Origin of the sequence: Paraburkholderia yinzeri (assembly GCF_046581065.1) — a bacterium.
In the GTDB taxonomy this organism is placed as follows: domain Bacteria; phylum Pseudomonadota; class Gammaproteobacteria; order Burkholderiales; family Burkholderiaceae; genus Paraburkholderia.
Window position 1 is genome coordinate 3,095,140 of the sequence record NZ_JBFOCJ010000001.1, and the last position, 19,487, is coordinate 3,114,626.

Sequence of the window (19,487 nt, forward strand, 5' to 3'; positions counted from 1 at the left end):
CCTAGATCTTTTGTAGATGTCTGCGCTGCCAAGCCATCTATTGCCGATCATTCCAATTGAGCCGCGTCAGAGTGAGCCGCTTTTACTCAGTTGAGCGATCTTTTCTGACTTGCCTTGATAGCCGACATATACACCTGAATGATCAATTGAGCTCCATAAGGTGCAGTACACAATGGCGCCCTACGGTATGAAAGTCACCTTGTCACGCAGATGTCTGTCAATGAGCCACTCACCCAGCCATGTACCTCGGGTACATGGTGGCTAGCTCGTGTGCTGGTCCTGCCAGCTCGATTACGTCGTCCCACAGTGAAGTTTTCTTGTTTGCCATCTCCCACTTTCTGCATTATTGACAGTATTGCTGGCTGCGCAGAACGGTTGGTCCATCGTTCACCGCCCGTCCTGCAAGCAACCAATCAGCAAATGCACCTTCCTTAAAGGCCAGTTCAAAAAGAGCCCGGAAGGGCTGTTTACTTTCCCGTGAAACGGTTAACCTTGGATGCCTGAACAACGGATCAAGGAATGCCGGCACCTATCATCGATGACGCGCTGTGGGCACTGATCGAACCACTACTTCCGCCGCCCAAGCCGCGACACAGGCGATACCCTGGGCGCCTGCCGGTCTCGGACCGTGCGGCACTCAATGGCATCCTGCTCGTGCTCAAGACAGGGATGCGATGGAATCATCTGCCGACCCGGTTGGGCTTCGGCTCTGGAGCGACTTGCTGGCGTCGGTTGCACGACTGGCAGCAAGCCGGAGTGTGGGACAAACTGCACGGGCTGCTGCTCGACAAGCTGCGCGAATCCGGCCAGCTCGACTTCTCATATGCGGCTGTCGATTCATCGTCCGTGCGCGCCGTTGGGGCAGGCCAAAAACTGGGCCAAACCCCACCGATCGCGCACGACCAGGGTCCAAACATCACGTCCTCGTAGACGCGAATGGCGTTCCTGTCAGCGTGATCCTGACCGGCGCGAACCGCAACGATGTCACGCAACTGCTGCCGCTGGTCGACGCTATCCCGCCGATTCGCGGCACTCGCGGCCGACCGCTTCGCAAGCCCAAGGTCCTCTACGCCGACCGTGGCTACGATTCCGACTCGCATCGCCACCGACTTCGCGAACGCGGTATCAGACCGGTCATCGCCAGACGCCGCACCGAACACGGCAGCGGCCTCGGCAAATTCCGTTGGGTCGTCGAACGGACTCATTCGTGGCTCCATGGTTTCCGTCGTCTTCGCATCCGCTTCGAACGCCGATCTGACATTCACGAAGCGTTCCTCAAACTCGGCTGCTCTCTCGTCTGCTGGAACATCTTCAGCCGAGCTGAGCGGCCATTTTGAACTGGCCTTTTACGGCCAACGTATCGCATCGACAGACAATGCCCGCCTCACGCCATCGCAAGGGCATCCGCCCTGCGTGCCCGCGCACAGACAGGGCACCACGACGGCCTGGTACCATTCGCTGTAGATTTTGGGGCCTGTTCTTCATGGTTCAGTCTTCACTGAGCGAGCAGCCCGCTCAGCAGCAGCGCGCCTGAGTTGCGGTATATAGCGTTCCGGTTCAAAACGCATTCCCGTAATGGGCTTCCCGTCCGGCGATTGTCCAAGCCACCCCGACCACCCGAGCTGCGCCGGGCCGCCCATGACTGCAGGCGGTGCACTCTGCGGCTTGATCTGCAGTTCGAGTTCCCAGTCATACTCCTCGCTCACAAACGCCCTCACCCATTCGATCAGTCTCAGCAGATCTTCTCCCTGTGGTATGAAGCGCAGGTAGTCCGCCAGGTCCAGTGGGCCCATCACAATGCATAATCGGTACTGTCGATCCAGCACCTGCTGACCAAGCACCGCACCTGTACCGATGAATGACGATGCACGGTGCTCACCCATGACGCTGCAGCTTTCCGGAGAAAGCGACATCCAGTGAGGGACAAATTCCTCGATCTCTACTGGCACCCCAAAATAATTTGCGAGCGCGTTGCGCAACCCTTCCGGATTACGGGCCTCACGAACAAGGTGCGGTGCAGCCGAAAGACGTGCATGTGCAGGCAACGGCCAAGGTCTGTCCTGCCTCCGGGGGAAACCTGAAAGACTTGCAACATAAAGCGAAAACCGGTCGTGTTCAGGCCGATCGAGACTCAGGGTCGATTGCGCCAATGCCCACGCGCGATACAGCAATGTCAGCGAGCGATGATGAAAGATGTCCAGGAATTTGCTGAGCGTCGGATCCCGGCGATGTTCTTCACGCTCGCGAGCGATTTCGGTGACGTGAATCGGTAACGGCCCGTTCGGTCCAAGCATTCCAAGACCAAAAAGACGAATGCGCAGCTTGCCGTCCCGAAGACTTGCCTCGGCGATCTCACGTGGAGCAAAGATCAGGCTGGCTTTCTGCCCCACATGAAACGGCTCGGTCCGAGGCAATTCAGCCGTGCCGACTGGACTAACATTTGCACGGGCACCTATGCGGCGCATGAGGGCGAAGAAACCATAGCGCCACGGCTCGCGCTGCAGATGCTCCATCATTGCAGGTGACAGCACATCTTCCGGCAGGACGTTATTGTCCGATGCACGTTCCATCAGCTCACCTTGTCAGTACCAGTAACAGACCCGGACACGAAATACCACTGACCACCCTCCGGGTCGAACAGCGCCAGTTGCTCCGGCCATGGATTATTCTCGCGGCTGGCATCTCGCCAATCCGCGGTTTCCAGTTTCTTCCGGGCTAGTTGATAGGCGCGAGTCAATGTTTCGCCCTCCCAGCTATCAACCTCCTGTAGCGTCTCGCGCCACGCGAACAGACCCGCGCGCTCATACAACGCGCTCACGCTCTCAAGCGTCGCACAATCCACCTCGAATGCTGCCGGCAGTTTTCGTGTGCGCATATGCAGTTTCCGGCAACAGCTCCGCATCTGGTAATCCATGTCGACCTTCACGCGTGCATTGTGAGTGTCCCATCCGCCATGGAGATACACGACATACCCATCGCCTTCTGGTGAGCGGAAAAGTCGGGGGGCGATCTCCGATGCTGACCTCGCGAAATACCGTGTACGCCCCCGGTTCATAGATTCCGCCTCCATGTCTGCATCGAATGAAGACAGGAAACCCCGGATAACCGGACCATCAACCGAATTGTTGTAAGAGACGGTTTCATAAAGGCTGTTGAGTTCGCTGAAGAGTGTTCCAGCAGATCAGGCAACAACCGAGTTTGAGGAACGCGTCGTGAATGTCCGCACGGCGTTCGAAGCGAATACGCAAACGGCGGAAGTTATGCAACCAGGCATGGGTACGTTCGACGACCCAACGAACTTTTCCAAGGCCGCTACCGTGCGGGTGACCGCGCCGTGCGATGCGGGTGGGGATGTTGCGCACGTGCAGGAGGCGCCGGTACTTGTCATGATCGTAACCACGATCGGCGTAGACACGGCCAGGACGACTCAGCGGCCTGCCGCGCACCCCGCTAATCGGCACGATGGCCTCGATCAACGGGATCAGCTGGGTAACGTCGTGACGATTGGCGCCGGTCAGGATTGCCGCGATCGGCGTGCCGTTAGCGTCGGTGGCGATGTGGTGTTTGGAACCAGGTCGTGCTCGATCGGTGGGGTTCGGGCCAGTTTTTCGCCCGCCCCAACCGCGCGAATCGACGATGAGTCGACGACGACGCGGGAGAAGTCGATCTTCCCGGCCGCTCGCAGTTTCGCCAGCAGCAGTGCGTGCAGTCGATCCCACACGCCGGCTTGCTGCCAATCGCGCAGCCTGCGCCAGCAACTGACGCCGGAGCCGCATCCCATCTCCGCTGGCAGATCTCGCCAGCGGATGCCGGTCTTCAGCACAAACAAGATGCCGGTCAGCGCAGCCCGATCCGGTACCGGCTTGCGACCCGGATACTTGAAGCGGCGTGGCTTCGCTGGTGGTAGCAGTGGCTCGATCAGTGCCCACAGTTCGTCGTCGATGATTGGTTTGCCCATCTCCTCGATCCTGTTGTCACAACAATCGAGGTTAACAGGTTGCGTTACGGGTTAACAGCCCCTACGAACTCTTTTTGAAACCGTTTCTAAGCCACGCTGATGCGATCGAACGTACTGATTCCGACTATTACGTAGACCGTCGTTTCACGAAAGAAGCGAACCTCTTCGCGGCGCAAACGTACATCAGGCCAGTTCACAAATGGCTCCTGCCTCACTCCGCAACATTGATCTCGACACGGCGATTCTGTGCACGACCCTGGATGGTGCTGTTATCCGCAACCGGATCCGCTTCGCCCTTGCCGACCGCTTCGAGACGACTGACAGGAACGCCATCGGTTTGCAGCATCTGCAACACTTGCGTCGCGCGCTCGGCAGAAAGCGCATCATTGGACGTAAATTGCCGGCTGTGGATAGGCTGGTTGTCCGTATAGCCCAGCACCGTCACCTTGCCGGGTACCCTGACGATTTCCGCAGCGATCCTGGCGATCAGCGGTCCCATCAATGCATTCACCGCGACACCACCGGGCAGAAACATCGAATCTCCGCGAAACGTCACCGCGCTATGGTGGGCATCTTCGTCCACGCTCACCGTTCCGGCTGCAATTTCGTCCTTGAGCAGCGTTTTCAGGTGTAGAACGGTCGGCGCGGGCGGTGGGGTCATGCGAGCAATATCGCCGATCTGCTTCTGGATATCGTCAGCTTGCGTCACGAGCTGGTACTTGAAGTAGCCCCACATACCAAGCAGGATGAGCGAAAGCACCGTAACCATAATCCATACCGGGAAGTCGTAGAACGACTGGCGTTTCGCCGGTGCAGTGCTTTTCAAGTTTGGCGAGAGATCGTGCGGAACCGGGTCCCGCCGCGACATGAGTTCCGTGTAGATGCGCTGACGCACCATCCGGTGCTTTTGATCGCCGCCCTTTTCGTGACCGTAACGACCTTCGAAACCCAGACTCAGAATCCTGTAGATCACCTCAAGCAGATCGCGGTGCTCGTCAGGTTCCTGCAACAGTCGAGCGGCCAGCAGGTATACTTTGGTGCCCCCTTCGCGATCCTCATGAAAGGTCGTAACAAGGCCATCGGTATTCCAGGCGACACCAGCCTCGCCACCTTTGCCCCAATCGGTCTGCATGATCACTTCATCCAGCCCCGTACACAAGCAGTAGCGCGCACCAATCATGTGATCGCGCCGGATATTCGCCTGTTCACACAACTTCTGGAATGTCCCGAACTCTTCAACCAGCAGCGCGCGAAGTGAGTCGATCAGTTGCTTCGAGTCGAGACGAACATCTGGAATATCGGCAACCCACGGTGCGTCCGCGCTCTCAATGCGCACCAGAAAAAGCGAAGCCGGTCCCAGTTGCGCTTCCGGAAGACCCGCGTATAGCGACACAAACTGCGCACCAGACTGCTCAAGGAGGGGCTGAATGTTTGCGGGACTGGCAGCCCCGTCGACCAGACCAAACAAATGAACTTTTTGCTGCATGGATACTTTTCCGTTCTCCGTCGTATTACGCCCAGGCAGCCTTTTGTGTGTCGCCCGCAGCGAGCAACTCGGTCTCTGCCGTCAGACCGAGATAGGCGATCCGCTTCTTGCCACCGACAAAAATGACACGCGGCCATCCGTATCCACCCGGTGCATACTCATGGAACCAGGGTACGCGGAACCAGATGCGGCTATCGTGAACGTAGTTGTCAAGCAAACGGACCACGTCTGGATGAAGATTGTTTGCCGCATCCATCGAAGCATGCCGCTTCAGGAATGCGACAACACCACGTGCGGGCGCGGCCAGTAGATCATCAGACGGGCTAAAATGATCAAGTATCGTGCTCCATGTTGACGCGAGCAGAATACCCCCGGTCGTCCGGATGCGCAGGCGCAACGCCCCGCGAATCCGCCTGTGCGGCGGCACATACCGGTCCATTGCCTGAACGTCCGGCGGAATGCCGGTCAATCGTCCCGCGATGATTTCGAGCGGATACAGCACCACGTCATGACAGATGCTGAACTGGCAGGCCGTTTTCTCACCATCGGGGATACCGGAAGTCGCCACCGTACCTCGCCGGATGCAATACCCGGCAACCAGATCGCCATCCTTGCCACCCGGGTAGATTCTGGCAACGCCAATGGACGGCGTCGGCGCCAGGTAATTCGGATAGGACGAGGCCAGCAACGCCTGGGTGAGCCGGGGAAACTCGTCGTCGAAGCGCATCTGGGTACGCGCGTTCACGAACGAAGCCGCCTGGACCAGACGCTCAACATAGGGGTCGCCAATCTCGCCAGCCTGCATGCCCAGACGCCTGGCGATCTTCGGGTGAGCGTCCGCAAACTCGCCCGCCTTTGCACGCGTATACCGCAGCTCACGCACGTAGTATTCGAGCAGGCGCGGATCCATGCTCACACACCGGCCCTCCCGTCCATTCGCATTACGGCGACGTAGCGCACAGGCAGACTAAAGCAGTCGCAGTCACTATCGGTATTGCCCGTTCGCATGGTTCTCGTCTCTTTCCTTGACGACCGCACAGATGCTGACATGCAGTCTTCCCGCTATCTCAAAGCTCATGGCACACAGCAGCCAATACAGCGATCTGTTGTACGCGTAACTTGTTTCGGATTCGACAACAGGGCTGAATCCGAAATTATTCTTCAGACAACTTAATAACATGCGCCAAAGATGGGTGCAATTTTTGAGAAGAATTTGACGAAATCTCATGACTTTCCGACATCCATTCGATCCACCTCCCGCAGATTCCCAATGCGGTCTTTCACAGTTTCCTGATCGATTCGTGATTCAGATTTTTTCAATTACATATCATTGAACCGAGTGATCTTTCCCCTCTAAAGTATCCCACTGTAAAGTTAGTGGCGAGGCCGCAGGAGAGACCTTGTCATGAAGAAATCGCGGTTCACTGAAGATCAGATATTCGGTGTGCTGACGAATGCCGACGCAGGCATGAAGGTCACAGACGTGTGCCGCAAACACGGCATACGGCAGCGTCGTTGTGATCAGGCGCTGGCGTTGAGTTGCGCCACGACCGGCGTGTGGTCCGAAGGCTGTTCCCACTTGCGCGGCGTCTTGTCCACCTCGCACGACACGAGCTGCGGTGCGAGCGCGGGCGACAGCAGGATGTGGTCGATGCGCAGCCCTGCATTGCGGCGGAACGCGAACATGCGGTAGTCCCACCACGTGAAGATTTTCTCGGGCTGCTCGAACTGCCGGAAGGCATCGACGAAGCCGAGCTCGACGAGCCGCGCGAACTGCGCGCGCTCTTCGGGCGAAACGAGGTTCTGGCCTTCCCAGGCCTTGGGATCGTGGACGTCACGATCTTCAGGCGCGATGTTGTAGTCGCCGAGCAGCGCGAGTTTCGGATAGCGCTGCAGTTCGTCAGCGAGCCAGTCGTGCAGCGCGTTCAGCCACTGCAGCTTGTAGGCGAACTTGTCGGTGCCCGGCGCCTGGCCGTTGGGAAAGTAGGCGCTCACGATGCGCGTATCGCCCACTGTGGCGGCGATCACGCGCTGCTGCGGGTCTTCGAACGCGGGAATGTTGCGCACGACCGTGGCTTCATCGACGAAAACGCCATCGCGCACGAGTATGCCCACGCCGTTATAGGTCTTCTGGCCCGTGAACCAGCTGCGGTAGCCATGCGCTTCGAGTTCGGCGCGCGGGAATTTCTCGTTGGGGAGCTTCAGTTCCTGGAGGCACAGCACGTCGGTCTGGCTTTCGGTGAGCCAGTCCATGACGTGCTGCAGGCGGACTTTCAGGGAATTGACGTTCCAGGTAGCGATCTTCATTGAGCGGGTAGCAATATGTTTTTAATGGATTTTCTGTGAATGAGAGGTTTTCTATACTTTCAATAATACCCCTGATGGGGCAGATTGGTTTCGTGCAGGAAACAGCATGCCCAAATCATACCGTCTCGGTGCCGTCATGGTTATCCCGAGCAAAGATCCAACGAATTCTTTCCGAGAATGTGGTCTCATTGATGTCGTCTAATGAGGGGCGAGCGGCCATTAAGGGAACGATCGTGATTATCGATGATTTGCTCTTGTTACAAAAAGCGGCGGATCAATGCAGTGCTCGATGGAAGATTGACCTTACCCCGCCGAGTACACCACTCGTAAGTTAGGTGGTTGGTCGATTTCTGGTTGATTCAATTGCCGGAATTAGCCCGGCGCCAGTTGCCCCAGGGCACTATGCAGGCACGCCGAGTTGTAATCCGTGCGCCACGCCTCGATTCGCTTGCGTGCATCGTCGAGACTGACGGGCGCATGCTGTTTCAAGTATTCTTCGCGCAGTCAGCCTTCGAAGCTCTCGATGTGCGCGTTTTCCCCCCGCTTACCCAGACGGATGAACTGCAGCTTGACGCCATGTTCATGTGCCCATGCATCGAGCGCCTTGCTGACGAACTCCGGCCCGTTATCGAGAAGTCAACCTCGATGCGCGGGCACTCGCGATTCCACGCGTCGATGATGGTCAACATCCGTACTCGCCGGCCATTGATGAGTGCATCGGATGCAAAGTCCATTCCAAGCTCTGGTCGACGCCGTCAGGAGCCGCCATCACCACACGCAAATGGCCTGGGCGCTTCTTGCGTCGTTTCTCCCAAAGTGACAAGCCTTCTTCGCGGTACAGCCGCCCGGTTCGCTTGTAGTTTCTCACCAGTCTCTCTCGCCGCAGCAGGACGTGCAGTCGCGGCGAGCCAAACCGGCGCCGTTCCTGCGCCAGTTCTCGCAAGCGCTCTCGCACTGCGCAGTCGGCATCTGCCGGCGCCAGCCGTCGGAACGTCCGTCGGTTCAAGCTCACGAGCGCACACGCCCGGCGCTCCGAATAGCCGTGCTGCTCAATCACTTGCTGCACGATTTCTCGGCGCTACGCGGGCGTACTTACTTTTTTCCAGAAACATCCTTCAGGACCTGGATGTCGAGCACCTGGTCAGAGACCAACCGCTTAAGCCGCTGATTTTTCTCCTCCTGCTGGCGTAGTCGCCGCGCTTCCGATACGTCCATGCCACGTAGCGGCTACGCCAGTTATAGAACGTCGCATCCGATAAGCGCTCACCACGTTCCGGCAAGCGTCGTCCACAGAAAGCGGAACACGAGCGCATCATACTCCGCGCGCTCCAGCGCATCGCTGCCCGGCCCATGGCCGCCCTCGGTGTTCTCCAGGTACCACACATTGGCGTGACCCTGCTCCTGCATGCGCGCCACCATCTTGCGCGCGTGGCCGGGATGCACGCGGTCGTCGCTGGTCGAAGTCGTGAAGAACGAAGGCGGATAAGGCACCCCGGCCTGCACACGCTGATACGGCGACCAGTCCGCCAGCGCGCGTCCCTGCACCGGGTCGTCGGGATCGCCGTATTCGTCGAGCCACGAAGCGCCGGCATGCAGCAGCGGGTAACGCTGCATGTCGAGGAGCGGCACTTCGCACACTACGGCGCCGAACAGTTCGGGCCGCTGCACCATGCACGCAGCAACGAGCAGCCCGCCATTGCTGCCGCCCTTGATGCCAAGCTGCGCGGCCGTCGTGCAGCCCTCGGCCACGAGTTGCTGCGCTACGGCGATGAAATCGTCGAACGAGCGTTGACGATGCTCGCACTGCGCCTGAACGTGCCAGGCGTTGCCGTACTCGCCGCCGCCGCGAATATGGGCGACCGCGACGATGCCACCCTGCTCCAGCCAGCCGATACCCGAGCTCACGAGGTATTGCGGTGTCAACGCAATCGCGAATCCACCATAAGCCGTGAGGAGACACGGCAACGGCTTGCGAGCGTCGCCTTCGAGCACCGCACGCGGGCCAATTACCGTGAAAGGCACGCGTGTCCCGTCCGCAGAATGGGCATGCAGACGCATCACGGCAAGCGACGTCGCATCGAATTGCGTGGGCCAGCGGTCGAGTAGTTCCCAGTCCTGAAGATCGGCTTTCGCCAGATCGGCGAGCCAGTATTCGGGCGGCTGCAGATAGTCGTCGACATCGACGAAGACCTCGTCGTCCAGCGTGTCCTCGACCGGCGACACCTCCACCTGCGCGCTCGCGCGCACGGGAAACGCGCGCGAGCGCCAGGTCCACGCGCCACCCTCGACCTCGGGCTGCCACAACATCGTGCGGCTTTGCACGTCGTCGAGCCAGGACACCACGAGATAGTGCTTCGTATTGGTCCAGTCGCACGCCGACGTCACGGGCGTCGGCCTGAACAGCGCCGTCATGGTGCGCTCGCCGGCAAGGAAAGCATCCTCGCGGATCGCGAGCAGCGCGCCGCCCGGATGGGTGACGCCCGCGCACGCCCAGTCGAGGCGCGGCTCCAGCAGCAGCCAGCCCTGCCATGCACCGACCGCGACGTGCGACGGCAGATCGTACGGCTGCCATGTCCCCTTGTCGTCGAGCCAGTAGTTGTACGCATCGAAGAAGTCGACGCTGCGCACCAGGTCGTGGCGCCGCTCGACAGGATCGTAGTCGGCTTCGACACTGACGTCGTCGAATTCGCCGCGATACACCACGGGCGCATCGGCAAGCCGTGCCCCACGCGTCCAGCGCCGCGCCTCGCGCGGATAGCCCGAGCGTGTGAGCGAACGACGGCCGTTGTCCCAGCCCACGTAGATGGTATCGCGATCGATCCACGAAATCGTATGCTTGCCTTCCTTCGCGATGACGAAACCCTCGTCCACAAATACGCGCCGTTCCAGGTCGAATTCGCGTACCGTCACGGCATCGGCGCCGCCGTCCGAAAGCTGGATCAGCGCGCGATCGCCGTCGGGATAGAGGATGTCGATGCCCGCGCAGACCCAGGGCACGCCCTCGGCCTCGCCGAGCGCATCGAAGTCGATCAGCGTCTGCCACTGCGGCCGGTGCGCCCGCCAGTCGGCCCACAGCGCGCGGCGCCAGATGCCCTTCGGATTCCCCTCGTCCTCCCAGAGATCGTAGGCCCACTGTTGCCAGCGGCTGGGAATCACCGGGCGCTCGCGCGGCAGATACGCCTGCGCGAGTTGCTTCTCCAATGCCTCGAAGCGCGCACCGCCCTGCCAGGCGGCGCGCGTGCGGGCGTTCTGCGTCTCGACCCAGGCGCTTGCGGCCGGGTCGTCCAGCGATTCGAGCGAGAGAAAGGGATCGGCCTCGGTGGGCCAGGGGGAAGTCACGGGCATAGTCGATGGCTTGCGGGAAACAGCGTCGATTATGCCCTGTACGCGCGCGCCTGCCTTCGCGAAGCGCGCGCCGTACTCACTCCAGGTTGAGCTCCTGGATCTTGCGCGTGATGGTGTTGCGGCCAATGCCAAGCCGCTCGGCCGCCTCGACCTTGCGGCCGCGCGTGAAGTCGAGCGCCTCGCGAATCACCGCGGCTTCGAAGCGGCGCGAGAGCTCGTCCATGACATCGGCGCTGTTCTCGCGCAACAGGCGCGCAACCTCGGTCCGCAAACCGGATTCCCACAGCGCGAGCGCCGCCGCGCCAGCACCGGGGCTGGCCACCGGGTGCGCAGCCGCGAACCCGGCACTCGCACCCGCCATGCCGGATGCCACGCCGGCAGCAGCGAGCGCGCCGGACGCCTCCGCGCTGGCCGTCGCGACACTGGCCTCGACCGGCGCGCCCTGGGCAGGCACCAGGTCCGGCGGCAGGTCCTTGGTCTCGATGGTCTGCGCCGGCGCCATGACGGTCAGCCAGTTCGCGAGATTCTCCAGTTGGCGCACGTTGCCCGGGAACGGCAGCGACGAAAGATACGCCAGCGCCTCGTCGGAAACGCGCTTGGGCTCGACGCCGAGCTCGCGTGCGCTCTTCTGCAGGAAGTGGCGCGTGAGCAGTGGGATGTCCTCGCTGCGCTCGCGCAGCGCGGGCAGGCGCAGACGGATCACATTGAGGCGGTGATACAGGTCCTCGCGAAAGAGCCCCTGCCGAACGCGCGTTTCCAGGTTCTGGTGCGTCGCCGCGATCACGCGCACGTTCGCACGCAACGGATTGTGGCCGCCGACGCGATAGAACTGTCCGTCCGAAAGCACGCGCAGCAAACGCGTCTGCAGATCGAACGGCATATCGCCGATTTCGTCGAGAAAGAGCGTACCGTTCTCGGCCTGTTCGAAGCGGCCTTGACGCATGGCCTGCGCGCCCGTGAACGCGCCGCGCTCGTGGCCAAACAATTCGGATTCCAGAAGATCCTTCGGAATGGCCGCAGTATTGAGCGCGATGAACGGACCGTTCGAGCGTGGGCTATGACGGTGCAGCGCGCGCGCGACGAGCTCCTTTCCGGTGCCCGACTCGCCCGTGATGAGCACGGTCGCGGCCGAATGCGAAAGCCGCCCGATCGCGCGGAACATGTCCTGCATGGCCGGCGCCTGGCCGAGCATCTCGGGCGCTTCGGCCGGCCGGTCGTCCCATGGATGCTCGCCGCGCACGCTCTCGTCCACGGCGCGCCGGATCAGCTCGACGGCCTTGTCGACATCGAACGGCTTCGCGAGATATTCGAACGCGCCGCCCTGAAACGCGGCCACCGCGCTGTCGAGGTCGGAGAACGCGGTCATGATGATGACCGGCAGGCCCGGCACGCGCTCGCGCACCGTCTGCAGCAGTTCGAGGCCCGAGCCGCCCGGCATCCGGATATCGGACACCAGCACCTGGGGGCTGTCGTGTTCGAGCGCGCCCGCGGCATCGCGCACGTTCGAAAAGCTGCGGGTCGTGAAGTTCTCGCGCGCGAGTGCCTTTTCGAGCACCCAGCGTATCGATTGGTCGTCGTCTACTATCCAGATCGGCTTCATAAGGTCGGTCAGAAGTCTTGTTGGCGTGCGCTTTTCAGCAGTCGTGTCAGCAGTCGAGCGGCAGGAGGATCTGAAACTCGGTGTGTCCAGGACGGCTGTCCACCTCGATCAGGCCGTCGTGCTGCTGCACGAAGGTCTGGGCAAGCGTGAGTCCGAGACCGCTGCCGTCCTCGCGCCCCGACACGAGCGGATAGAAGATGCGGTCGCGGATGTCCTCCGGAATGCCGGGTCCGTTATCGGTGATATGCAAGTCCAGTGCCAGCTTGCACAGACGTTTTGAAATCGTGACCTTGCGGGCGATGCGCGTGCGCAGCTCGATGCGCGCGTCACCCTGCGAGATGCGTTCGCGCAGCGCTTGCGCCGCGTTGCGCACGATGTTGAGCAGTGCCTGGATCAGTTGCTCCTTGTCGCCGCGCAGATCGGGCACGCTCACGTCGTAGTCGCGCTCGATCGTGAGCCCGCGCGGAAACTCGGCAAGAATCACCGCGCGCACGCGCTCGCAGACCTCGTGAATGTTCACGTCGCCGACGATATGCGGATGCCGGTGCGGCTCGAGCAGCCGGTCGACGAGCGTCTGCAGGCGGTCGGACTCCTTGATGACGACCTGCGTGTACTCGCGCAGTTCGTCGCGTTGCAGCGCGCCAAGCTCGAATTCGAGCAACTGCGCTGCGCCGCGAATACCGCCCAGCGGATTCTTGATCTCGTGCGCGAGATTGCGGATCAGATGCTTGTTGACGGCCGTGAGATCCTGAATGCGCTCCTCGCGGTCGCTCCTGATGTGCCGCTCGTTCTCGAACAGTTCGAGCAGCACGTAGTCGGGCGCGCTCTCCAGAAAGCCGACGATCGCATGCACGTGCAGCGCCTCGCGGCCCGGGCGTTCGAGCGTCGCGTCGAGGCGCGTGGCGTGAAAGCGGTGTTCCGCGATCGAGGCAATCGTCGCGACCAGTTCGTCGGCGTTGGTGAAGAGATCGGACCACGCCATCTGCCCGAGCTGCCGGCGCGACAGATCGAGCATGGCCTCGGCCGACGGATTGGCGAACGCCACCCGCAGCGTGCGCTTGTCGAGCACGAGCACGACCGTCGGCAGCGCCTCGAAGCCGGGCAGCAGGCCCGAAACGACGAGCGGCGCGTCGTCCGAGAGCGGTTCGGCGTGGCCCTTCCTGGCCTTGATCAGATTCTTGAGCACCATGTATCCGGCCGGGCGCCGTGCGGCACGCCGGCAATATCGATATCGAGGGCTCCGCGCAACGGCACTCGCGCAGGTCCTCGGGCGCCCCGGGCGGAGCCCGGCGGCGCAACGAAAAAGGGACGGCGCCGCCGTCCCTTCCTGACCGGTCGCGATCGTCGCGCGCGGCAAACTGTTCGAAGCAGATCGAAGCAGCGCAACGCCATGCCGCAGCAGGCGTTGCGTCATCTTCGACTTACAGCGAGTAGTACAGCTCGAACTCGACCGGGTGCGTGGTCATGCGCACGCGCTGCAGTTCGGATTCCTTCAGTTCGAGGTAAGCGTCGATCATGCCGTCGGTGAACACGCCGCCGCGCGTCAGGAACTCGCGATCCTTGTCGAGCGCTTCCAGCGCCTGGTCGAGGCCCGCGCAGACGGTCGGGATCTTTGCATCCTCTTCCGGCGGCAGGTCGTACAGGTTCTTGTCGGCGGCTTCGCCCGGGTGGATCTTGTTCTGCACGCCGTCCAGACCTGCCATCATCAGCGCCGAGAAGCACAGGTACGGGTTGGCCAGCGGATCCGGGAAGCGCGTTTCGATACGGCGGCCCTTCGGGTTCGACACGTGCGGAATGCGGATCGACGCCGAACGGTTGCGCGCCGAGTAGGCGAGCTTGACCGGGGCTTCGAAGTGCGGCACGAGACGCTTGTACGAGTTCGTACCCGGGTTCGTGATCGCGTTCAGCGCGCGAGCGTGCTTGATGATGCCGCCGATGTAGAACAGCGCGAATTCCGACAGACCGGCATAGCCGTTACCCGCGAACAGGTTCTGGCCGTCCTTCCAGATCGACTGGTGAACGTGCATGCCCGAACCGTTGTCGCCGACGACCGGCTTCGGCATGAACGTCGCCGTCTTGCCGTACGTGTGCGCCACGTTGTGGACGATGTACTTCAGTTGCTGGGTCCAGTCCGCGCGCTGCACGAGCGTCGAGAACTTCGTGCCGATTTCGTTCTGGCCTTGACCCGCCACTTCGTGGTGGTGCACTTCGACCGGAATGCCGATCTGTTCGAGCAGCAGACACATTTCCGAGCGGATGTCCTGGAACGAATCGACCGGCGCGACCGGGAAGTAGCCGCCCTTCGTGCCCGGACGGTGACCCGTGTTGCCGCCTTCGAATTCCTTGCCCGACGACCACGGCGCTTCTTCCGAGCCGATCTTGACGAAGCAGCCCGACTGGTCCGTGTTCCACTGGATCGAATCGAAAATGAAGAATTCCGGCTCCGGACCGAAGAACGCCGTGTCGCCAAGGCCCGTGCTCTTCAGGTACGCTTCGGCGCGCTTCGCGAGCGAGCGCGGGTCGCGCTCATAGCCCTTGCCGTCGGCCGGCTCGACCACGTCGCAGGTCAGCACGAGCGTCGATTCTTCGTAGAACGGGTCGATGAAGGCGGTGTTGGCGTCCGGCACGAGCAGCATGTCCGAGGCTTCGATGCCCTTCCAGCCGGCAATCGACGAACCGTCAAACGCATGGCCGCTCTCGAACTTGTCTTCTTCGAATGCCGAAACCGGCACCGAAACGTGCTGTTCCTTGCCGCGCGTGTCGGTGAAGCGGAAGTCGACAAACTTGACGTCTTCGTCCTTGACGAGTTGCATGACGTCGGCCACGGATTTACTCATAACCTTTTCTCCTGATTGATAATTTCGGCAAACACGCTTGCGTCGCCGTCCCGAATCTGTTGATCCTCGCCGGCGCCATCCTTGGCCGCGATCGGCCGGCCGGCTACGAATCGATCGCGACGTATAAAGCAGCTTCCGTGCCACGCATGCGCCAAGCTGGCGCAAATCCTTTTGGCGACGCGCAGTTAGAGTGAAAACGTCTGACCTCTTCGTCGCCCTGCGGCCAAGGCCGGTCTGCCATAAGCACCAATTTCGTGCAATCCCGATATTGGCTCGCCGAATTTACTCAATTATGGTGCAAACCGACAAACATGCACCACATTGATGCGTTTCTGCCCCTCGCCTCTGCCAACGCCCCAGCGGACGCGCCACGCCCGTCGAAGTGCAGCGCGCTAGAATGATCTCCTGGTCCAATGCCAATCAGTAACCTTCATAGGCCCAGAGTCAACCGCTCAAACTCCCACTCTGGCCGACACAGGAGATCCGTTGTCATGAGTACGCTCGAACAGTTGTATGCCCAGGCCGAGAAGCGCCGCGTCGAGAATCATCTGTCCTACGCGGGCGCAGTGTCGCCCGCCGAGGCGTTCGAGCTTCTGCAACTCGATCCGCGAGCGCGCCTCGTGGACGTGCGCACGCGTGCCGAGCTGGACTGGGTGGGCCGCCCCGTCGTGGGCGACGGCCAGTACGCCCATGTCGAGTGGACCCGCTATCCCGGCGGCGTGCCGAACGCCGAGTTTCTCGCCCAGTTGCACGGAGCCGTCGAACCGGACGCGCCGGTGCTGTTCCTCTGCCGCAGCGCCGCGCGCTCGAAGCTCGCCGCCGTGGAAGCCGCCAAGGCGGGTTACACACACGCCTACGATCTGCTCGAAGGCTTCGAGGGCGACAAGGACAGCCAGGGTCATCGCAAGACCGTCACGGGCTGGTGCTTCCGCGGCCTGCCCTGGATCGGCGCCTGACGCCTCTCGCAAAACCCGCGCCCGCTGCGGGCCGATTGGCCACTTTGAGCGCCGCGTGTGACAGGCCGATGATGTACTGAAGCCATAGCGCGCCGCTCAGGCGCCCGTGCGCGGCTCGCCGCGGCCACCGGCTTCCTGTGGCTCGACGACATCGCCGCCCAGCAGGTGCACGCCTTCGCGCAGCTTCACGAAGGCCGCCGCCACGGCCTCGGGCTCGCCCTTCACACCCAGATCGATATGCCGTCGCGCATAGATGCCGCCGCGCTCGACATCGCCGACGCTCGGCAGGCTAAAGACGCGCACGCCCGGAAAGTCCTGCTCGATGCGCTCCATGAGCGGCGTGAGCGTGGATTCGGGCAACTCGAACACGAGCAGCGACTTCTCGGCGTGCGGCGTCTGGTGATGCAGATGCGCATATTTCGTGTCGAGCACCCATTCGATCATCGGCCAGGCCATCACCGGAAAGCCCGGCACGAAGTAGTGATCGCGAATCGAAAAACCGGGGATCTTGTTATAGCCGTTCGGGATGATCTCCGAGCCCACCGGAAACGTGCCCATCTGGAAGCGATGCTGGTTCTCGGGCGAGCCGAAATTCACGGGATCGCTGCCCGTATGCATGTCGCGAATACGCTCGCGTATCGCCGCCTCCGCGTCCGGATGCAGCGCGAGCGGCACGGAGAGCGCCGCCGCCGCACACTGGCGCGTATGGTCGTCCGGCGTCGCGCCAATGCCGCCGGTCGAAAACACGACATCGCCCGAGGCGAAGCTGCGGCGCAACGTATCGGTGATCCGCTTCGGGTCGTCGCCGACGTACTCGGCCCACTCGAGCGAGAGCCCGCGTGCGCCGAGCAGCTCGATAACCTTCGGCAGATGCTTGTCCTGACGGCGCCCGGAGAGAATCTCGTCGCCGATGATGATGACGCCAAATGCCATGTGTCGCCTCGTCTCGTTGTATGGGCGGAATAGGGAATGTCAGCGCGCGGGCACCACGTGATGCGGAGTCTCCGCACGCAAGCGCTGGAGCGCTCGCAGGCAGTAGTTGCCGAACCAGAGCGCCGTGAACACCAGAATGAACGCGTAAATCCAGATGGTCAGCGCGGCGACCACGGGAAAGAGCACCACGAGCCACGCCGACGACACCCAGATCGCCGTGGGCAGGGAACCAAGCAGCCCGCTCACCACACCGATCGTCAGCAAAGGCAGACGATAGCGGCGCACGATGGCGCGGCGCTCCTCGCTGCTCGCGTGCAGCGCGAGCGCGTCGTAGGTCATCACGCGATACGTGAGCCAGCCCCACAACAGCGGCGGAATCAGCGCGAAGAACGGCGGCACGAGCCATAGCGGCAGCGTCACCACCATCAGAACGAGGCAGACAAGCGTGGTCCACAACGAGTGCGCCAGGCTGCCGTACCAACTGCCGCCGCGGCGCATTTCCAGCGCCGCGTATTGCCGGTTCGACAGATAGCGGATTACGCGCGGCATGGCGAGCGCAACGATCAACAGCAACACGGTCACGACGATCAGCGGGATTGCGACGGCGATCACGACGAACGGCGCCACGACGGCGCGCAGGCCGCCGAAGCCGAGCCAGTCGAACACGTGATAGAGCGTGGCCGTGAACGACCCGTTGCTGAGCCAGACGCGGGCCGTTTCGATCAACGGCTGCCAGAAGACATAGAGCAGTGCGCCCCACACGAGCGCCGCCAGCAGGAACGGCAGGAACGTGAGGAGCAGCATGACGGGATGGAACACGCTTGCGAGTGCGCGTCCGAACGAGCGCAGCAGATCATTCATGCGGGCTTGGGTGGCAACGACTAGTGTGGTGGAGAACGCAAACGCCGCAGGAATGGCGGCTACAGCCGCAAGCATAAACCACCGCGCAGGCCGCCGCTGCAGCCGTCACGGCGCAAGACACCTGGAGCGCCCCCGAGCCACGGGGAACCCCCATCTACGCGCCGTTGGGCGCTGCGACCGGCGCGCGGTCGTAGAAGTAGATGCCGTGCGGCGAGCGCCCCACGGGAATCGTCTTGACGAGCTTCTTCGTCTGCATGTCGACGATGCCCACGTGCTTCGCGAAGCGGAACGTCACCCACAGGTAACGCTTGTCGGCCGTGAGCTCCATGTCGTCCGGACCCGGCATCAGGCCGCTGATCTCGCCGGTCTTCTCGAGCGTTTCTTCGTCGATGATGCTGATCGTGTTCGATATACGGCTCGACACCAGCACGTGGCGGCCGTCCACGAGCGAGCGGAAATTGTGCGCCGCCTTGCCCACCTGGATCTGCTTGACGATCTTCTGGTTGCGCCAGTCCACGACGGCGACGTAGTCGGCACCCGTCATGCCGACCAGCAGGTATTTGTCGCCGGGCGTGAGCCACAGCCCCGCCGGCGCCGGCCCGACCTTCATCTTCCAGAGCACCGTTTGCGTGGGCAGATCCACGGCCGCGATCTCGCCCGAGACCTGCAGCGAGACGAACACGACGCGGCTGTCTTTCGTGAACGCCATGTGGCTGGGCATGGCCGAGAGCGGCAAGCGCTTCGCAAGCGTAACGTTGCCGCCGCCGGCGTAGTGATAGATGTCGAGCCGGTCGAGGCGCAGACCGGTCGTGACGAACCACTTGTTGTCCGGCGAGAAACCCAGCTGGTAAGGATCTTCGATGTTCTCGACCCAGTGCTGGGGCTTGCCCGTTCTCGGATCGACGAACAAGAGATTGTTCGAGACCGAATTCGCGACGATCAGCGACTGGTTGTCCGGCGTGGGAAGGAGGTGGTGCGGCTCCTTGCCGGTGGGCACGGTGCCGATGACCTGCTGCGTTTGCGGATCGATCAGGCTGAGCGTGGCCTCGCCGGAATTGAGCACGATCACGTTGTTGACCGTGTTCGCGTGCGCGGCGAGGGAAAAAAGCGCGGTACACGCGAGCGCGCCGGCAGCGGCGAGACGGCCGGCGGTGTGGAAAAACGCGCGGCGAAATTCAGAGGAACGCATGGGAACTCACTTCCG

General features: G+C 61.9%; 17 protein-coding genes and 2 pseudogenes. 4 read left to right on the forward strand and 15 right to left on the reverse strand.

All coding sequences use genetic code 11. The features are described 5' to 3' along the window. Positions 1-519 precede the first annotated feature (519 nt). Positions 520-930: a transposase gene (locus tag WJ542_RS14780; RefSeq protein ID WP_411187075.1), complete on the forward strand. Its 411-nt coding sequence runs from the start codon at positions 520-522 to the stop codon at positions 928-930. Beyond that, positions 840-1,337 carry an IS5 family transposase gene (locus WJ542_RS14785; protein ID WP_411190568.1) on the forward strand — a complete coding sequence of 166 codons (498 nt, stop codon included), beginning with the start codon at positions 840-842 and terminating at the stop codon, positions 1,335-1,337. The genes WJ542_RS14780 and WJ542_RS14785 overlap by 91 nt, the downstream gene beginning before the upstream one ends. A 144-nt stretch (positions 1,338-1,481) precedes the next feature. Here the strand turns inward: WJ542_RS14785 and tssG are convergent, their stop codons facing one another. The 5 genes and pseudogenes from tssG to WJ542_RS14810 all read right to left on the reverse strand — a co-directional run. After that, entirely contained in the window at positions 1,482-2,570 is a 1,089-nt protein-coding gene (gene tssG / locus WJ542_RS14790; protein WP_411189958.1) for a type VI secretion system baseplate subunit TssG, read from the reverse strand. Continuing rightward, positions 2,570-2,914: a hypothetical protein gene (locus WJ542_RS14795; protein ID WP_411189959.1), complete on the reverse strand. Its 345-nt coding sequence runs from the start codon at positions 2,912-2,914 to the stop codon at positions 2,570-2,572. The genes tssG and WJ542_RS14795 overlap by 1 nt, the downstream gene beginning before the upstream one ends. Before the next feature lie 226 nt (positions 2,915-3,140). After that, a protein-coding gene (locus tag WJ542_RS14800) for an IS5 family transposase (RefSeq protein WP_411186887.1) occupies positions 3,141-3,958 on the reverse strand; the annotation gives its coding sequence in 2 pieces (ribosomal slippage) (positions 3,141-3,610 and positions 3,610-3,958; 819 coding nt in all). 211 nt (positions 3,959-4,169) lie between these two features. Then, a complete protein-coding gene (gene tssL, locus WJ542_RS14805; RefSeq protein WP_411189960.1) occupies positions 4,170-5,444 on the reverse strand; it encodes a type VI secretion system protein TssL, long form in 1,275 nt (424 codons plus the stop codon). Positions 5,445-5,799: 355 nt separating this feature from the next. After that, positions 5,800-6,354: pseudogene (locus tag WJ542_RS14810) on the reverse strand (type VI secretion system baseplate subunit TssF); the annotation flags it as partial. A 495-nt stretch (positions 6,355-6,849) separates the two neighbouring features. On the opposite strand from WJ542_RS14810, the pseudogene WJ542_RS14815 reads away from it, so the two are divergent. Beyond that, positions 6,850-6,948, forward strand: a pseudogene (locus WJ542_RS14815) (transposase); the annotation flags it as partial. Between the two features lie 17 nt (positions 6,949-6,965). Here the strand turns inward: WJ542_RS14815 and xth are convergent. The 7 genes from xth to glnA all read right to left on the reverse strand — a co-directional run bounded on the left by xth (position 6,966) and on the right by glnA (position 15,533). After that, positions 6,966-7,751, reverse strand: a complete 786-nt coding sequence (xth, locus tag WJ542_RS14820) for an exodeoxyribonuclease III (RefSeq protein WP_411189961.1) — start codon at positions 7,749-7,751, stop codon at positions 6,966-6,968. A 372-nt stretch (positions 7,752-8,123) separates the two neighbouring features. Further along, entirely contained in the window at positions 8,124-8,255 is a 132-nt protein-coding gene (locus WJ542_RS14825; RefSeq protein WP_411190575.1) for an integrase core domain-containing protein, read from the reverse strand. Between the two features lie 178 nt (positions 8,256-8,433). Then, the gene (locus WJ542_RS14830; RefSeq protein ID WP_411189962.1) at positions 8,434-8,817 is read right to left on the reverse strand and encodes an IS3 family transposase; all 384 of its coding nucleotides are present in this window, start codon (positions 8,815-8,817) and stop codon (positions 8,434-8,436) included. 197 nt (positions 8,818-9,014) lie between these two features. Then, the gene (locus WJ542_RS14835) at positions 9,015-11,096 is read right to left on the reverse strand and encodes a prolyl oligopeptidase family serine peptidase (RefSeq protein WP_411189963.1); all 2,082 of its coding nucleotides are present in this window, start codon (positions 11,094-11,096) and stop codon (positions 9,015-9,017) included. Positions 11,097-11,172: 76 nt separating this feature from the next. Then, positions 11,173-12,696 carry a nitrogen regulation protein NR(I) gene (gene ntrC / locus WJ542_RS14840; protein ID WP_411189964.1) on the reverse strand — a complete coding sequence of 508 codons (1,524 nt, stop codon included), beginning with the start codon at positions 12,694-12,696 and terminating at the stop codon, positions 11,173-11,175. A gap of 46 nt (positions 12,697-12,742) precedes the next feature. Next, positions 12,743-13,885, reverse strand: a complete 1,143-nt coding sequence (gene glnL, locus WJ542_RS14845) for a nitrogen regulation protein NR(II) (RefSeq protein WP_411189965.1) — start codon at positions 13,883-13,885, stop codon at positions 12,743-12,745. 232 nt (positions 13,886-14,117) lie between these two features. Beyond that, positions 14,118-15,533, reverse strand: a complete 1,416-nt coding sequence (gene glnA, locus WJ542_RS14850) for a type I glutamate--ammonia ligase (protein ID WP_411189966.1) — start codon at positions 15,531-15,533, stop codon at positions 14,118-14,120. A gap of 491 nt (positions 15,534-16,024) precedes the next feature. Between glnA and WJ542_RS14855 the strand changes: the two genes are divergently transcribed. Beyond that, positions 16,025-16,489, forward strand: a complete 465-nt coding sequence (locus WJ542_RS14855) for a rhodanese-like domain-containing protein (protein WP_411189967.1) — start codon at positions 16,025-16,027, stop codon at positions 16,487-16,489. Between the two features lie 96 nt (positions 16,490-16,585). On the opposite strand, the gene WJ542_RS14860 is transcribed toward WJ542_RS14855, so the two are convergent. The 3 genes from WJ542_RS14860 to WJ542_RS14870 all read right to left on the reverse strand — a co-directional run bounded on the left by WJ542_RS14860 (position 16,586) and on the right by WJ542_RS14870 (position 19,472). Continuing rightward, positions 16,586-17,422 carry a competence/damage-inducible protein A gene (locus tag WJ542_RS14860; RefSeq protein WP_411189968.1) on the reverse strand — a complete coding sequence of 279 codons (837 nt, stop codon included), beginning with the start codon at positions 17,420-17,422 and terminating at the stop codon, positions 16,586-16,588. Positions 17,423-17,461: 39 nt separating this feature from the next. Further along, complete coding sequence (locus WJ542_RS14865) at positions 17,462-18,283, reverse strand: EI24 domain-containing protein (RefSeq protein ID WP_411189969.1); 822 nt, start codon at positions 18,281-18,283, stop codon at positions 17,462-17,464. A 154-nt stretch (positions 18,284-18,437) separates the two neighbouring features. Continuing rightward, a complete protein-coding gene (locus WJ542_RS14870) occupies positions 18,438-19,472 on the reverse strand; it encodes a YVTN family beta-propeller repeat protein (RefSeq protein WP_411189971.1) in 1,035 nt (344 codons plus the stop codon). Between the last annotated feature and the right edge of the window lie 15 nt (positions 19,473-19,487).

Excerpts from the sequence above, each read along its gene's own strand:
- WJ542_RS14835 (WP_411189963.1), bottom strand. The coding sequence starts at position 11,096 with ATGCCCGTGACTTCCCCCTGGCCCACCGAGGCCGATCCCTTTCTCTCG.
- glnA (WP_411189966.1), bottom strand. The coding sequence starts at position 15,533 with ATGAGTAAATCCGTGGCCGACGTCATGCAACTCGTCAAGGACGAAGAC.
- ntrC (WP_411189964.1), bottom strand. The coding sequence starts at position 12,696 with ATGAAGCCGATCTGGATAGTAGACGACGACCAATCGATACGCTGGGTG.
- WJ542_RS14865 (WP_411189969.1), bottom strand. The coding sequence starts at position 18,283 with ATGAATGATCTGCTGCGCTCGTTCGGACGCGCACTCGCAAGCGTGTTC.
- WJ542_RS14870 (WP_411189971.1), bottom strand. The coding sequence starts at position 19,472 with ATGCGTTCCTCTGAATTTCGCCGCGCGTTTTTCCACACCGCCGGCCGT.
- tssL (WP_411189960.1), bottom strand. The coding sequence starts at position 5,444 with ATGCAGCAAAAAGTTCATTTGTTTGGTCTGGTCGACGGGGCTGCCAGT.
- glnL (WP_411189965.1), bottom strand. The coding sequence starts at position 13,885 with ATGGTGCTCAAGAATCTGATCAAGGCCAGGAAGGGCCACGCCGAACCG.
- WJ542_RS14780 (WP_411187075.1), top strand. The coding sequence starts at position 520 with ATGCCGGCACCTATCATCGATGACGCGCTGTGGGCACTGATCGAACCA.
- tssG (WP_411189958.1), bottom strand. The coding sequence starts at position 2,570 with ATGGAACGTGCATCGGACAATAACGTCCTGCCGGAAGATGTGCTGTCA.
- WJ542_RS14860 (WP_411189968.1), bottom strand. The coding sequence starts at position 17,422 with ATGGCATTTGGCGTCATCATCATCGGCGACGAGATTCTCTCCGGGCGC.
- xth (WP_411189961.1), bottom strand. The coding sequence starts at position 7,751 with ATGAAGATCGCTACCTGGAACGTCAATTCCCTGAAAGTCCGCCTGCAG.
- WJ542_RS14795 (WP_411189959.1), bottom strand. The coding sequence starts at position 2,914 with ATGGATTACCAGATGCGGAGCTGTTGCCGGAAACTGCATATGCGCACA.
- WJ542_RS14855 (WP_411189967.1), top strand. The coding sequence starts at position 16,025 with ATGAGTACGCTCGAACAGTTGTATGCCCAGGCCGAGAAGCGCCGCGTC.